Genomic DNA, 14725 nt, shown 5'->3' on the forward strand with positions numbered 1-14725 from the left:
TTGCGTCAGACCGAGCGGGTCTCCCCGCCGTCAGCGCGCAGGTTCTGCCCGGTGATGTAGGCGGACTCGTCACTCACGAGAAAGCGAACGACCCGGGCCAGTTCGGCAGTACTTTGAGCGCGGCGCAAGGGGATCTTGCTGGTCCATTCGGGCGGCACGGCAGTGGGGTCATCCTTTGTAAATCCGGGGAGTACGTTGTTCATGCGGATGCCTTGCGGCCCGTACTCATCGGCATAGAGCTTGGTGAACGAACCCAGCGCGGCGCGCAGCGTTGTCGAGACTGGGAAACTCCGGTTGGGCTCGAACGCCCCAGCTGTGGAGATGTTGACGATCGCGCCACCGCCCGACGCAAGAAGGTGTGGGGTAGCGATGCGAGCCATGCGAACGACACTCAACAAGTACAAGTTCACACCGTGCAGCCAGTCGTCATCATTGATCTCGAGCAGCGGCCCGCGCGCTGCGTGACCACTGTTGTTGATCACCGCGTCAATGCGGCCAAATTTTTCGATTGCGAGATCAACTGTCGCGCGTAAGTCTGCGACGTTGGTGTTGGAGCCATCAATGCCGGCACCGCCCAATGACTCGGCTAGCAGGCGACCACGGCCGGATGGAGAAAGGGCCACGACGCGCCAGCCGCAAGCCGCAAGTTCACGCACGCAAGCTGCACCAATGCCAGAACCTCCTGCGACAACAATGCCGACCTTTTCCTTTTCAGTGCGTTGTGAGCTAACGCCAATCTCATCCATGCAATGACTCCTTTAAGTGTGATGCTAACGGCGAATGCGGGAATACACTGACGTCGCATTTATCATTTTTCCCAAATATTGAGATAAACTGACTTGAAACATTATATGAAAGAGACAAGGTTTTATGAAGATATCTGATCTCATTGCTGATTCGCCAATGACCAGCTTACAGCTGCGTGTTGTCATTGTTTCGATCATTCTTGTCGTGCTTGACGGCTACGACGTCGCGCTGGCGGCGTTTGCAGCGCCATTCATTGCGAAAGACTTCGGTGTTTCAAAGACAGAGCTAGGAATGGTCTTGTCCGGCGCGCTCATCGGCATGCTGGCTGGCTCGATCGTCGTTGCACCTATCGCCGACCGCATCGGCCGTCGTTTAACAGGTGTGTTCGGTGCGGTCGTGATAGCGATCGGCATGTTCATCGGCCTGTTTGCCACGGCTGAAAACGGAACCGTGTTACTGGTAATTAGTCGCATCGTCACCGGAGTTGGCGTTGGTGCGTTGGTTGCCGTGGTCGGGGTGATCTTGTCCGAGTACACTTCCAAGCGCGTCTATCCGCTGGTGATGGCGATTTATGCGGCAGCGATCAATATCGGTGGCTTGCTCGGCGCCTTGGTTGTTGGTCCGATGCTTGCAGAACATGGATGGAAATTCGGCTGGTGGGTTGGATTCATCCTTAGCACGCTGGCTGCCGTCGGTGCTTACATTTTGCTGCCTGAGTCGCTGACCTGGTTAGCGGAAGGGCGCCGCCGCGACGCACTGGAGCAACTGAACAAGATCTTGGCGAAGATGCGAAAGCCTGTTTTGGCTGCGCTGCCGGAGTCCAGCAAGAGCAATACTGCTATGGACAAGAGTGTGGGGTTGGGCGCCATTTTCAGTGGCCCGCTTCTCTGGCAGACAGTTTTAATGATTGTGGCCTACTTTGCCTACATGGTGAGCTTCTACTTTATGACCACCTGGGCGCCAACTACAGTCGCTGGCATCAATAAACAGCCATTGCTCGCCCCACAACTCGTTGTTGCATTCAGCATAGGTGGCATCGCCGGAAACATTGCGTTCGGACTTATTGCCAGCTATGTCAACTTGCGCATCCTGACGCCCATTTTTCTGATCTTGGCCACGGCAGCGCTGTCGTACTTCGGTCTTGCCGGCGCGACTATGCCTGCGGCTTGGTGGACATTGCTCATAGCATCTTTCTTTGTCTGTGCTGGTACTGCTGGCTTTTACGGAATCATTCCGGTTCTCTATCCGACGTTGGTACGTTCGACCGGTTACGGGGTCGTCATCGGGCTGGGACGCTTTGGCGGTATCGTCGCTCCCATCCTTGGCGGTGTGTGTTTCGATGCTGGCATGGGAATGACTATGGCATTCACATTGTTTGCACTTCCGATGTTGATCGCAAGCATCGGCCTTTTGATGCTGCACGTTGGACTGAAGCGCTCGGCAACTCGTGAGGCCGCAACTTTGGCTAAGAGCTCTCACGGTACGAATGTAGGTCGACCTCAGCAAGCCTAATCACAAGAACGAGGGCTGGCTTTTAGTCCGCCTTCAAAGGGAATACACATGTCATTAGCTGTTGCAGCTTTATCTCATGCGCCGTCTTTCGGCAACGTCGATCCGGGCGGCTCCACGCTGGCTGAAATCATGGATGGCATCCAGGAGGTTCGCGCCTTCATTGAGCATTTCAATCCTGAGGTCATCGTAGTCTTCGGCCCGGATCACCTCAATGGCCAGCTTTATTCGAACATCGCGCCCTGGGTGATCGGTGCGCAGGCTGAGGGCGTGGGTGACTACGGCACGACCGAGGGCCCCATCAACGTTGATGGCGAGACCGCACGCCAGCTGCATGCCGCAGTGCTGGCTCAGGGTATCGACATCGCGCGATCGGAGCGAATGACGGTTGATCATGGCGTCATGCAGCCCGTGGACTTCTTGCTTGGCAAGGGAAATGCACGCCCCATCATCCCTGTGTTCGTCAACGCAATAGCCCATCCGCTGACGCCGATGAAGCGTGTGCGCGAGATGGGGGAGGCATTTGGCAAAGCTGCACTCCAGCTTGGAAAGCGAGTGCTCTTCATTGCCTCGGGAGGCATTTCGCATTCCCCGCCAATTCCTCGTTGGGATGTGGCATCGCCCGAGCTGAAGGCACGTTTGGTTTTCTATGCCCCCACGAGCGAAGAACGCCGCACACGCGAGCAGGCCATCGTGGATGCAATCCAGAGGATTGCGGATGGCAAGGGATCGAGTGCAGCGTTGAACGAGGCTTGGGACAACAAGCTGCTTGATACCTTCCGGTCGGGCGATTTGTCGCCGGTTGATTTGTGGGACAACGACCAGTTCATCATCGAAGGTGGTTCAGCTGCACATGAAATGCGCAGTTGGATAGCGGCTTATGCTGCGCTCTCGACCGCTGGTAAATACAAGCTTCCTGTTGATCGCTATTGGGCCGTCAAAAATTGGGGGGGCGGTTTTGCTGTCCAGGCGGGGGGCACAGCATGAATCGACTCGTGACTTTTTGGGAGGCCGTGTCGGATCTTCCGCATCGACTGCATTACGTTGACGTCGGGCCGTGGCGCACGCGCGTGCTTGACCTCGGCGAAGGTGACAAGGTGGTCGTGCTAGCCAACGGCACCAGTGGCCACATTGAGGCCTGGACGCAGAATGTACGTGCGCTGGTGGAGGCGGGCTACCGTGTCATCGGTTACGACTATCCGGGTCATGGATACACCACTCTGACGGATCACGATCTGGAAATCCCAGAGTACGAGTCGCACTTGCTCGGGCTGCTGGATGTGCTCAATCTCAAGCGTGTCCATCTCGCTGGGGAGTCACTCGGGGGGTGGATTGCGGTCAAGTTTGCTGCCCACCACCCCGATCGATTGTTGAGCGTGATTTTGAGTGCGCCAGGCGGTCGCGTGGTTGGCGAGCAGAAGGTAGACAAGGCGCAATCAGTGAGCAAGCAAGCGGTTACCGAGCCGACTTTCGAGAACGTCAAAAAGCGTCTGCAGGTCGTGATTCACGACCCTCAGAAGATAACGGAAGAGTTGGTGCGCGTTCGCCAAGCTATCTACAGCAGGGATTCGAGCGGGGCAAACATGGCCCATATCGCGGTGTTGCGTCAGCCCGAGCCGCGTTGGCGCAACCGTGTCACCGATCAGGATTTCGCGGCCATTCCCGTGCCTGCGCTATTCGTCTGGACAGACCATGAACCCACCGGCGACGCTGCAGAAGGCAGGCGCTTGGCTGCGCTTATCCCTCAGGGAGAGTTTTTGCTAGTTGAAGGCGCTGCGCACTGGCCACAGTGGGAAGGCGCGGAAGTTTTCAACGCGGCGGCCGTGTCTTTCCTCGACAAACAGCACAGCAAGCGCTAGCCAGAACATGACCAGTATGACCATCTCTCCTGAAACTATCCAAAGCATCGCTCGTGAGCTCTACGATGCCCGCGTTGGTGCTTATACCGTTCCTTACGTCAGTCCTCGATTGCCTGAGCGTGACCTTGACTCGGCCTATGCAATCTCGGCGGAGTTCGCCGCATTGCGCGAACGAAATCTGGGCGTTCGCAGAGTGGGCCGCAAAGTGGGACTGACCAATCCGAACGTGCAAAAGCGTGTCGGTATCAGTGAGCCCGATTACGGAGTTATCCACGACGATATGGTTTTCCAGTCGGGTGTGGTGTTGCCCAAGTCGCGCTACAACCGGTTGCTAATCGAAGCCGAAGTCGCGTTTGTGCTCAAGAGCGACATTCTCGATGCCACGCTCGAACGAGTGGCGGCGGCCATTGACTACGTGACACCGGCCTTCGAGGTCGTTGATTTCCGCTACGACGGCAGCGTGGGCCAGATCGTGGACACCATCGCCGACAACGCCGGATGCAGTGGCATCGTGGTCGGCGAGGAAAAGCATCCCTATGGCTCGGTAGATCTCAAAGCGGTCGAAATGGTGATTACCGGGGGTGACAAGGAGGTTACACGCGGTGTTGGAAGCAACGTGCTCGGCGACCCGATCAACGCCGTGCTCTGGCTGGCCGAAACCGCCATTCGCACTGGACAGCCGTTGCGAGCTGGCGAGGTGCTGCTCTCAGGTTCGATCGGCTACATCGAGCCTTGGCCTATGGATGTCGAGTGTGTTGCCTCCATCACCGGTCTCGGCCGCGTGGTCGCGAGTGTCAATTCGAAGGCATGAGTTTTTTAAAGAGAGCTACACCATGAGTAACTATTGCCCCGTTGATGCGCTCACCCGCGTCGAGATTGAGCAGCTCATCTCCGAGATGCTGTACCGCCTGGATCACAACCAGGCCGATACCACTTGGGAACTCTATACCGAAGATGGCATCTCAGTCGGCCCCTTGGGCACGATGAACCGCGAGCAGAGCAAGGCTTGGGGTGCCAAGCGGGTGAAGCAAACCGACATCGTCAGCCGCCATTTCATTGGTGGAATCCGGTTGGTCTGGGACGGCGATGAAGTGGCTGGCACCGTGCAGTATCTGACGTTCCGCGATACCAACGAGCCGCAGACACAGCCTGCTTCTGTGGGCGAATTCCGTGAGCGGTATCGCAAAGTTGAAGGTCAGTGGCGATTCACCCGTCGTGAGATCGTGCCAGTCTTTGGGAGCAATGCTTCGGCTGCGCATGCGGCGCGATTAACGGAACGTGAGAGCAAGCCATGAAAGCATCCGCTATTGGGCACAGCCCCAAGATTTTGGTGCATCAGTCGCTGCCGTCGTTCTCCATTCCCGAATGGGCGAAGCTTGCAGGCTACGACGGCGTCATCCTCGATCTTCAGCATGGCGAACTCGGGCTCGACGCCGCATGTGGCATCCTGCGTTCGATTCCTCGCGACAACGCTTACGCTTGGGCGCGCGTCGGCTCGATTGACCCCGGGCCGATTCTGCGACTGCTTGACAGTGGCGCGCGTGGCATCGTTGCCCCCACCATTGAGTCGCGCGAGCAAGCGCAGGCCTTGGTGGCTGCGAGCAAATATCTACCCGTGGGCAACCGCAGCATGGGACCGTCGAGGCCAGGGCTTTACATCGGTGATTCATATTCCGAAGCGGGCAACCTCGCCGTATCAACCATTGCGCAGATCGAGACCCGGATTGGTGTCGAGCGCGCGGAGGAAATTATCTCCACTCCGGGGCTGGACTCTATCTACATCGGCCCTGCCGATCTTGCCGTTTCCTATGGCCTGCCAGGTCGTGGTGACTGGGACGACGGACCTGTTCGCGACGCGATCATCCACTTGCGCGAACTCACTCAGGCCCACAACGTGACGCTCGGCATCTATTCCGGCAAATCTGCATACACGGCGGCGTTGTTGGCCGATGGGCTGGTTGACTATGTTGCATTCGGCATCGACCTCGTTTTGTTGAACCGCGCGTTCGACGACAACATCAAAGCACTCAAGACCGCTCTGACTACAAGGAATCCCTCATGAGCAAAATCGCAGACGTTCTCATCATCGGTGCAGGGCCTGTTGGCCTCATGCTAGCCAACCTGCTCGGACAGCAGGGCGTTAATGTTCTTGTCGTTGAGAAGAACGATGCCCTGATCGACTACCCACGCGCAGTAGGCATTGACGACGAAGCCCTGCGGGCGATGCAGACGGTTGGTCTTGTGGATGAGGTGTTACCTCACACGATCCCCGATCAGAAGATTTACATGGTCAATGGCGATCGACAAATCCTTTCTGAAATCAATCCGACCACTCGCGAGTTTGGGTGGCCCCGCCGCAATGGATTTGTACAGCCGCTGGTAGATAAGGTGCTGCTTGACGGACTCAAGCGTTTTCCGAGCACATCGGCGCGCTTCTGCACCGAGATCGTCGATTTGCACGAAGATGCTGATGGCGTGGTTGCCACGACCGCAATCGGTGAGAAGCTGCGTGCACGCTACGTAGTCTCAGCAGAAGGTGGCGCCTCTGCCACCCGAACAAGACTGAATATTTCATTCGATGGCGAAACTCGACCATCCTGTGGCATCGTCATTGACGTCGCCAATGACCCCATCGGAACACCGCACGCCGTGTTCGGTGGCGACCCGAAACGCAGCTATGCCAGCATTGCACTGCCGCATGGCATCCGACGTTGGGAATTCACGTTGTTCGAAAGTGAAGATCCTTCGTTGGTGGATAACGATGAATTTATCTACGAGCTGCTTGCACCTCATGTGCCTGACCCAACCAAGCTGGACATCATCCGTCGCCGCGTCTACCGTCACCATGCGCGTGTGGCTGGAAAGTTCAAGATGGGCTCGATCTTCCTCGCAGGCGATTCCGCACATGTGATGCCTGTGGTAGGAGGACAGGGATGGAACTCCGGTATCCGCGACGCTTTCAATTTGGGATGGAAGCTTGCTGCTGTGATCAATGGCGCATGCGACGAGTCTCTGCTCGAAACGTACGAGATGGAGCGGATGGGGCACGTCAAGCAGATGGTAGCTGTCTCACTTGGCATGGCCAAGGAGATGACCGATCACGACCCCGTGAAAGCCGCAGAACGAGACCGCATCGCTGCCAGCCGCACACCTGAGGAACGTGAGGCGCAGAGACGCCAGGCTTTCAAGCCTCAGCCTAAGTTTGACACCGGTGTGGTTGTGCAGACACCGCTGCCGACCTTCAAAACGCTACCGGCGCGCGATGTTCCACGCATGGCTGGCGCCATCTTCCCGCAGCCGCGTGCGACTAATGCAGGAGGTGTCGAAATGCTGCTCGACGATGCGACCGGTCAAGGCTGGCGCGTACTGATGTGGAACAACAATCCGATGGCTTTTATTTCAGCCAAACACCGCGCTGCGCTGGAACATCTGCACGCGCGATTTGTTCAGGCGGTACCTAAAGCTCAACTGCCATGGACGCTGCGTCATGCCCCTGAGGGCATTACGGTGGTCGGGGACTTGGGGGGAGAGGGCAGCTTGCAAGCCTGGTTCGACGCCAGACCTGTTGGTGCAGTGATCCTACGTCCCGACCATGTGGTTGCCGCCGAATGCTTGGCACAGGAGCTAGACGATGTGCTTGCACGTGTATTAGCCGTCACACATTGCTGTCTGCCACAGACGTAGTGCAACCACAGACCTTGCAAAAAGCGGCAAATTGATGGCATCCCCTGCTGACCTATACCGCCAATCCGCGAACAAGGCCGCCCCAGCTTTTCGGCGATCGCGGCAATTCGTTCATTGATTACATGTATCGGTCTGCAGAGTGCTTCGAGGTGCTGCTGCCGCAATGAACATACCTGTTGCATATCAGAAAGTGGTATCTGCATATCCTGCTGGCCCCTATTCCGAGCAGAGAGGGTTTTGCAAGACCTTCGTGATGCATTCAAGGTCGGCAGATGGACAGCACTCCAAGGAGCTCCTTAATGAGTGAGATGATTAAAAGCCATGCCGTTCATGGCGGTGAGCATTTGGCGTCGGTGCTGCAGCGTTTGTGCGTCTATACGACCAGCCTGTTCCCACAGGCCGCACTGGACACAGTCACGCCCATGCAGGGCGATGAAATATTGAAATAGATTCCGATATTCTTTGCAAAGAATAATTTACTTGGAAATGTGACATTCAGGCAGCACATAAAACCAATTAAAGGAATTTAAATAAATCATCAATAGTATCCAAATCCACATTTAAAAAATACCAACACAAATAAAAGCAGCAAAAGATAATGCTGTTGATGCTATTTCTTTGCCTAACGAAAGTTAATCGACATGAATTTATTTATATAAGTTTTATTATTACCACCCATCAAATACAAATGGAGACAAGCATGAAAAATATATTTATATTCGCCACCATGGTGACACTCGCACTACCTGTCATTGCATCTGATGCATCAAAAACTAGCGTGACCCTCTATGGTATTGCTGATGCTGGCTATGTACGCGTGAGCAATGTTAAGGGGGACAGCCGTCAAGGGATTGATAGTGGATGGCTTCAGCCCTCTCGTTTTGGCTTCAGAGGTAGCGAAGATCTCGGTGGAGGACTGCGCGCAATCTTCACGTTAGAGAGTGGAGTCAACATCGATACCGGAGCAAACACATCCTCCACCAGCTTCTTTAATCGCCAGGCCTTTGTTGGCTTGACATCCAATAGCCTAGGCACTTTGACCTTGGGTCGTCAATACACACTGATTTTTGACAATTTATTCCAAATCTCGGGTTCTCCTGCCTTTGGCTTCAGTGGTGGAGCGGTGGATGGTCTTGCACTCCCAGGCTCATCTGCTGGTCGCTTTGACAATACGCTGGGTGGCACTCGTATTGACAACTCCATCAAATACACCTCTGCCACTGCTTCAGGTATCCAATTAAATGCCATGACAGGTTTTGGAGAAATTGCCGGCTCGTCTTCCGCCAAGCAACTTTGGGCCATTGGTGCAAAATATAAGCAGGGGCCAGTCTATGCGGGCTTGAGCTATCAAATTCAAAAATGCGCTGAGCAAGGCGGCTGCACCACAGCCAAAGATAATGACAAGCTTTTTGCGATTGGTGGCGGCTATGATTTTGGCCCAGCAAAGCTATTCGCCATATTCACCAGAGAAAATAATGCAAAAAATATAAAAAATACTGATGGAGATACTGCTCAAGTTATCGTTCAGATACCTGTCGGCAATTGGCTATTTGGAGCAGGCTATCAGCAGCTTAATGACAAAACAACATTAAATCAGGATGTTAAGCAATACAATTTATCTGTCTTAAACTATCTAAGCAAACGAACAACTGCCTATGCGGCATTATCTTTGCAAAATGTGAGCAATGGGGGAAAAGCCAGTATGGCAATGACTAACTCTGATAACAATAAGCAGAACGCCTTCGCTTTAGGTGTTCGTCATACATTTTAACGTAGCTCAGAATTGATGAGATTGATGTGTCAATATCGAATGATTGCATACGTATTTGACACATACATCAAGCGCTTGCATCCTCCAATTATTGAGCACTCGTACTGGGGCAACATGCCCCAGTGCTTATTTGGCAAGTGCACACTGTACAAAACATCAATCAATGTAGCACCTCGTCCACGCTTTCCACGCGGCTGAAATCGCACAAATATCGACCAACACCAACTTTCAGCTCGTTCACTTGTTCTTTGTGGCGTTGCTAGCACAGAGCGCACATACTCTTAGACGATGGCTTTGATGTAGCCTCTATTAAGGCTAGAAAAATCATATTAAATTTTTTTCTTTGCAACGGCCATTTCGAGATAAAAATCAATACTCAACAATTAAGCCAGAAAAAGTAGAAAATGGATATAAAACGGTCTTCGACTGGATTAAATAAAACTATTATTTTAGAAGCAGAGTTAACAAGGGAAAAAGCACTTGCAGCCAATGACACGCAATTGCTAGCTGCACTTCTGGCCGACAAGCTGGTTTTTGTGCATTCCTCCGGCACAGTAGATGACCGACATTCCCTCTTAGCGAAAATTGAGACTGGGCGTATTCAGTATCAATCGGTAAGCTTACAGCCATTCAAAGCCCTTCCCTTGGGAGCTGATGCTTGGGCCCTTTGGGGAAAAATGGATGCAAAGATTGTTGTTTCTACTATGCAGCGACAAATTACCAGCAGTTATGTGACTGTCTGGGTATTAGAAGCAGATGGCATGCTGCGACTCGCATTGCACCAAGGCACACCAGTGACTGACATCTAAATCGCTAAACCACGCATAGCGCAGCAGGTGATTGCAACTGATGGCAAATTTGCTTGCGGCATTGTTGTAGCCAACCTGCCGCTTTTTCAGTTTCTAGCAAACGAAAACGCTCAGCAGACATCACCAAGCCAAGTCCAGCATAGATAGATTGCTCGGATATTTCTAGTGGAATTGCGATGCCTGCATTGTGTGGATCCAAAGCACCAAGACTGGTGGAAAAGCCTTGTTTGCGTACGATTTTCAGCGTTTGGCTCAGTGTTTCTAAAGAAACATCAATAGTTGCGGAAACATCTAGCTCGGCAGAATTTTTTTGCAATAACTTGCGCAGCTGTGGCTTGCCCAACGTAGAAAGAACGGCCAGTGACATCGCGCCTTTGAAGGTGGGCATGCGGCGGCCTCTGCCATAGCTGGCCCGCATTTGTGCGCCTTGAGACTCGTAGTGGATGGTCAGAACATGGTCACCGCTCAGCATGACCAGTGCGACATCACAGTCCACCTGCTGTGCCAAGTCCTTCATGGGTGCAATGCTCGACTGGATCAACGGGTCGCCGCTACGCAATTGGTAATCGAGCTCCACGATGCGATTTCCGAGTGCATAACGGCCGGTGCTGGCAGTGCGCAGCAGTTGAGACTCGGTCAACTCACGCAGATAGCGGTAAGACGTTGGAATAGAGCAATCTAGCTGCTGGGCCACTTCTTCGGCGCTCCAAGTCGCGTGGTCTTGGGTGAATAAATCCAAGACTGAAAGCATGCGTGTAAGGCTAGACATGACGTATTAAAAACAAAGCGTCCGCAACGATCAACTCAGTGCGGGGATAGGCATACATTGCGGAGTTTATTGAATCAAGCGATCACCATCAAAGACCAAGTCTGCACCCGTGATCATGCGTGCATCGTGAGAAACCAAGAATGCCATGGGGGCGCTATATCTTCAGTCGTGACCATATCACCCCCACGAAAGGCTTGTCGGATGGCTTCCAAAGAGCCCAGTTGCTGCATCAGCCTGGTTTCTACCAATGGCGTCCAGCATGACCAGGGTGCATGGCGTTCCCGCCCAGCTTATAGCCAAAGCTGCCTACCTTGTCTGACTGGTGCCGGCACCAGCTGACGAAAACCCAGGATAGTACTCTCACCCAGCGTTGAACGGTCCTATGACAAGCCTACAAAGTCCTGAAACCGCGGCATCTTGTGCAGCTCATCTTCCATGGCGGGATCACTGAGAGTGAGTCACTGCTGCATACAGTGAATGCGACGCAGCATCTCAACGCTAAAAGGTGAGCATTCTTTACGCCCTTCAGGAGCGTATTGGGCAATCCATGCCACCCAATCCTTGCAGGGAGCGGCCTGCTGCCGTCCCCGACACGCATGTGCAAGCACATGCATGTCGGATTTATGCTGAGCCTCCCTGACTCCGGCTTATTTCGGATGTGGCCTTATTCGTCGCGAATACCGTTGCGCAGAATGCCAACTGCATCCACTTCAATTTCGACCACGTCACCGGGCTGCATGAACACGGGAGGTGTGCGCTTGTTGCCCACGCCACCGGGGGTGCCGGTCACGATCACGTCGCCTGCTTCCAAGGGAATGAATGTGGAGATATAGGCGATTTGACGAGGGATGCTGTGAATCATCATGTCCGTTGTCGCCTGTTGCATGACTTGGCCGTTCAAGCGGGTCGTCAATGTCATGTTTTGGTTGGGGGCGATTTCGTCCGATGTCACCATCCAAGGGCCAAAGCCACCTGTGCGCCAGAAGTTCTTGCCGGGTCCCCACTGTGACGTAGCTACTTGCCAGTCACGAATGCTGCCGTCGTTGTAGCAGGCGTAGCCAGCGATGTGATCCCAAGAATCAGCTTCGCTGATACGACGGCCACCTTTGCCGATCACGATGGCAATCTCACCTTCGTAGTCGAGGCGACTAGATTCTGGTGGGCGCACAATGTCTTGGCCATGGGCGACTTGCGAATCATTCAAGCGCATGAAGATCACGGGGCTTTCTGTGATGGTCTTCCCTGTCTCACGCACGTGTTCGCCGTAGTTCAGGCCAATGCACAAGATCTTGCCCGGGTTGGGTACCACGGGCAGCAGAGTCAGTTGGTCAAACTTCAAAGTGGATGGCTGAGACGCCACCACCTGCGCCGCAGCGGCTTGCAGGTTGTTGGCGATCAGGCTTTTCAGATCGGGCGCTTGTGCGCCGAGAGCCTGACCTAAGTCCCAAACGTCATTTCCAACAACGGCTCCGTAAGTGGCGCGGTCTTGGTGTTCAAAGCTGATAAGTTTCATGTTGTCCTTTGTGGTTCACGGTGAGGTTTGAGCTGCGCGGTGCGCGGAAAATCTTTAAGCGGTACGACCTTGGTCGCGGTGCATGCGCGCTTGCATCTGTGCACGCCATTCGGCGCGCGGCATAAAGCGAGGGGTGCGTTTGGCGATGGCTTCGGCTTGCGCCATCACTTGCTCATCGCTGGTGTCAAAGTCGATGGTCTCACGCAAAGGTTGGTAGCAATACCAGGGGGTGTCCATGAATACCTCGATGCGATTGCCCTCGGGGTCTCGGAAATACAGCGATACCGCATTGCCATGGGTGGTGGCCTGCATATCGCTGGCTCCAGCAGCCAGTGCACGTTCATACACCTGGCGCAAGTTAGCCATGTCTGGCACTTGGAAAGAAATTTGGTTGATTGGATTGAATGCCTGCACATCGTCAGGGCGACCAGTCAGCAAGGCCAGTTGGTGGTGCGTATCCGGGTCACGGCTCAGAAAAATCAACTGAACAGCACCCAAGCCACCGCGATCGGTCTCGGTGAACTGCAGCACGGCTTTGTAGAAATTGGCCATACCTTCCAGATCACAAACATGAAAGCCAAAGTGGCTGAATTTGACCTCAAGGGGGTGGGCGGCAGTCATTTGATAAAAATCTATAAAAATTAGAAATTTTAAGTATAACAGTTAAATTTCTATCAAATTAAGATAATTTTGCAACTTTTCTCGATCGATACAAGGGTTTACCCTTGTGCGATCCTGAAGCGTGTCATCGAAAAGCAGTCACGCTACGTTAGGGATTGTTGAATTTCACGCCAAGATCAGAGCGCTGTGTGGACCGGGATGTCACCGCGCCCCCACGCATGTGCAAGCACATGCGTGGGGGGAGTTAAGCAGCGATTCCTTAAGGGTTTGCACGAAATCCAACTTGAATGCACATGAATTATTCTCGAAATGTGAGATTAATTATCCCCTTCTCGAATTCAAATTGAATCGCGCGAACTGATCAGGATGAAAATAGATGAACCGACGTGACTTCGGCGGCACAGCTGCCGCACTAAGCTTGTACTTTTCCTTGCCGGGTGTCTTGCATGCTCAGGAAAAGCGGCTGGGGAAGATTGACCAGCTGCGCATCTTTGTAGGCTTTCCGGCAGGTGGCGCCAACGATATAGTTGCGCGCCATCTTGCTGAGGGTTTGCGACCCAGCTACGCACGCACCACGCTTGTTGAAAATAGACCTGGATCGGCAAACCGCTTGGCGTTGGCCGCTATGCACCGCAACCCGTCTGACGGCAGTTCAATGCTGGTGCTGCCTGATACCCTGCTCACTCTGATTCCCCACGTTGATCCCCTTCCAGGCACTTACACGCCAGAAGATTTGGTACCTGTTTCACCCTGCGCGATAGTCCGACAGGGTTTTGCTGTGGGTCCTATGGTGCCCGCTTCGGTGAAGACAATGCAGGATTTTCTGGCGTGGGCCAAAGCCAACCCGAAGCTGGACACCTACGGAACACCAGGACCCAATTCGCCACAGCGCTTCCTGATGCAGGAGTTTTTACGTAAAGCCGGTGCAGTGCTCAACCATGTTCCATATAGGGGGTCCATGCCTGGCATCACCGACTTGGTCGGTGGGCAGATCGCGGCATTCGTTTCGCCAATCGGCGATTCCATCTCGCACATCAAGGAAGGACGCCTACGCCTTCTGGCCGTGGCAAGTCATCAACGATCACCACTCTTGCCTGAAGTTCCCACTCTAGCGGAGCAGGGCTATGCGGACATAATCGGAGACGAATTTTCGGCTGTCGTAATGGCTAGGGGAACACCTCCAATGATCGCGGAAGCTGCTGCAAAGGCCGTCGCCGAGACCATGAAACAACCCAAAGTCGTGCAAGCACTGGCCAACTTGGGCATGGAGCCACACACTAGCACGCCGGTCGAATATGCTCGACTGCTGCGTGAAAATTACAAACAATGGAAGGTGCGCGTTGAGGCCTCCGGATTCAAGCCCGAAACTTGACGGTAGCCGGAAGTGTCCGAATTTCTGTGTTCGAGGCGCTCTGAGACTTTCCCACCGCGTCAGTCGGCTTG

15 protein-coding genes and 1 pseudogene are annotated in these 14725 nt (G+C 54.0%); 11 read left to right on the top strand and 5 right to left on the bottom strand.

All coding sequences use genetic code 11. From position 1 onward, the window contains the following. Positions 1-5 precede the first annotated feature (5 nt). Positions 6-746, bottom strand: a complete 741-nt coding sequence (locus ACFIQF_RS03980) for an SDR family oxidoreductase (protein ID WP_393940294.1) — start codon at positions 744-746, stop codon at positions 6-8. A 124-nt stretch (positions 747-870) separates the two neighbouring features. Here ACFIQF_RS03980 and ACFIQF_RS03985 point away from each other — a divergent pair, with 124 nt between their 5' ends. From ACFIQF_RS03985 to ACFIQF_RS04030, 10 genes are all read left to right on the top strand, one after another. After that, positions 871-2259, top strand: coding sequence for an MFS transporter (locus ACFIQF_RS03985; RefSeq protein ID WP_393940296.1), 1389 nt, complete (start codon positions 871-873; stop codon positions 2257-2259). A 48-nt stretch (positions 2260-2307) separates the two neighbouring features. Beyond that, positions 2308-3243: a 3-carboxyethylcatechol 2,3-dioxygenase gene (locus ACFIQF_RS03990; protein WP_393940298.1), complete on the top strand. Its 936-nt coding sequence runs from the start codon at positions 2308-2310 to the stop codon at positions 3241-3243. Further along, positions 3240-4115 (top strand): alpha/beta fold hydrolase, encoded by an 876-nt coding sequence (locus ACFIQF_RS03995; RefSeq protein ID WP_393940300.1) that lies wholly within the window; start codon positions 3240-3242, stop codon positions 4113-4115. The genes ACFIQF_RS03990 and ACFIQF_RS03995 overlap by 4 nt, the downstream gene beginning before the upstream one ends. A gap of 16 nt (positions 4116-4131) precedes the next feature. Beyond that, entirely contained in the window at positions 4132-4926 is a 795-nt protein-coding gene (locus ACFIQF_RS04000; RefSeq protein ID WP_393940302.1) for a 2-keto-4-pentenoate hydratase, read from the top strand. Positions 4927-4948: 22 nt separating this feature from the next. Beyond that, positions 4949-5410: a nuclear transport factor 2 family protein gene (locus tag ACFIQF_RS04005; protein WP_393940303.1), complete on the top strand. Its 462-nt coding sequence runs from the start codon at positions 4949-4951 to the stop codon at positions 5408-5410. Next, positions 5407-6177, top strand: coding sequence for an HpcH/HpaI aldolase family protein (locus ACFIQF_RS04010; protein ID WP_393940306.1), 771 nt, complete (start codon positions 5407-5409; stop codon positions 6175-6177). Before ACFIQF_RS04005 ends, ACFIQF_RS04010 begins: the two co-directional genes overlap by 4 nt. Further along, a complete protein-coding gene (gene mhpA / locus ACFIQF_RS04015) occupies positions 6174-7799 on the top strand; it encodes a bifunctional 3-(3-hydroxy-phenyl)propionate/3-hydroxycinnamic acid hydroxylase MhpA (RefSeq protein ID WP_393940308.1) in 1626 nt (541 codons plus the stop codon). Before ACFIQF_RS04010 ends, mhpA begins: the two co-directional genes overlap by 4 nt. A 299-nt stretch (positions 7800-8098) precedes the next feature. Next, positions 8099-8248, top strand: a complete 150-nt coding sequence (locus ACFIQF_RS04020; RefSeq protein ID WP_393940310.1) for a hypothetical protein — start codon at positions 8099-8101, stop codon at positions 8246-8248. 251 nt (positions 8249-8499) lie between these two features. Beyond that, the gene (locus ACFIQF_RS04025; RefSeq protein ID WP_393940313.1) at positions 8500-9570 is read left to right on the top strand and encodes a porin; all 1071 of its coding nucleotides are present in this window, start codon (positions 8500-8502) and stop codon (positions 9568-9570) included. 404 nt (positions 9571-9974) lie between these two features. Beyond that, complete coding sequence (locus tag ACFIQF_RS04030) at positions 9975-10379, top strand: nuclear transport factor 2 family protein (protein ID WP_393940315.1); 405 nt, start codon at positions 9975-9977, stop codon at positions 10377-10379. A gap of 4 nt (positions 10380-10383) precedes the next feature. On the opposite strand, the gene ACFIQF_RS04035 is transcribed toward ACFIQF_RS04030, so the two are convergent. The 4 genes and pseudogenes from ACFIQF_RS04035 to ACFIQF_RS04050 form a co-directional block, all read right to left on the bottom strand. After that, positions 10384-11148: an IclR family transcriptional regulator gene (locus ACFIQF_RS04035; RefSeq protein ID WP_393940316.1), complete on the bottom strand. Its 765-nt coding sequence runs from the start codon at positions 11146-11148 to the stop codon at positions 10384-10386. Between the two features lie 386 nt (positions 11149-11534). After that, positions 11535-11711 (bottom strand): annotated as a pseudogene (locus ACFIQF_RS04040) (transposase); the annotation flags it as partial. Between the two features lie 101 nt (positions 11712-11812). Beyond that, positions 11813-12661 carry a fumarylacetoacetate hydrolase family protein gene (locus ACFIQF_RS04045; protein ID WP_393940319.1) on the bottom strand — a complete coding sequence of 283 codons (849 nt, stop codon included), beginning with the start codon at positions 12659-12661 and terminating at the stop codon, positions 11813-11815. Between the two features lie 54 nt (positions 12662-12715). Continuing rightward, a complete protein-coding gene (locus ACFIQF_RS04050; RefSeq protein ID WP_393940320.1) occupies positions 12716-13282 on the bottom strand; it encodes a VOC family protein in 567 nt (188 codons plus the stop codon). 376 nt (positions 13283-13658) lie between these two features. Here ACFIQF_RS04050 and ACFIQF_RS04055 point away from each other — a divergent pair, with 376 nt between their 5' ends. Then, positions 13659-14654 (top strand): tripartite tricarboxylate transporter substrate-binding protein, encoded by a 996-nt coding sequence (locus ACFIQF_RS04055; RefSeq protein ID WP_393940322.1) that lies wholly within the window; start codon positions 13659-13661, stop codon positions 14652-14654. The last annotated feature ends 71 nt before the right edge of the window (positions 14655-14725 follow it).

The sequence above is a fragment of the Comamonas trifloxystrobinivorans genome (assembly GCF_043359985.1).
In the GTDB taxonomy this organism is placed as follows: Bacteria; Pseudomonadota; Gammaproteobacteria; order Burkholderiales; family Burkholderiaceae_C; genus Comamonas; species Comamonas trifloxystrobinivorans.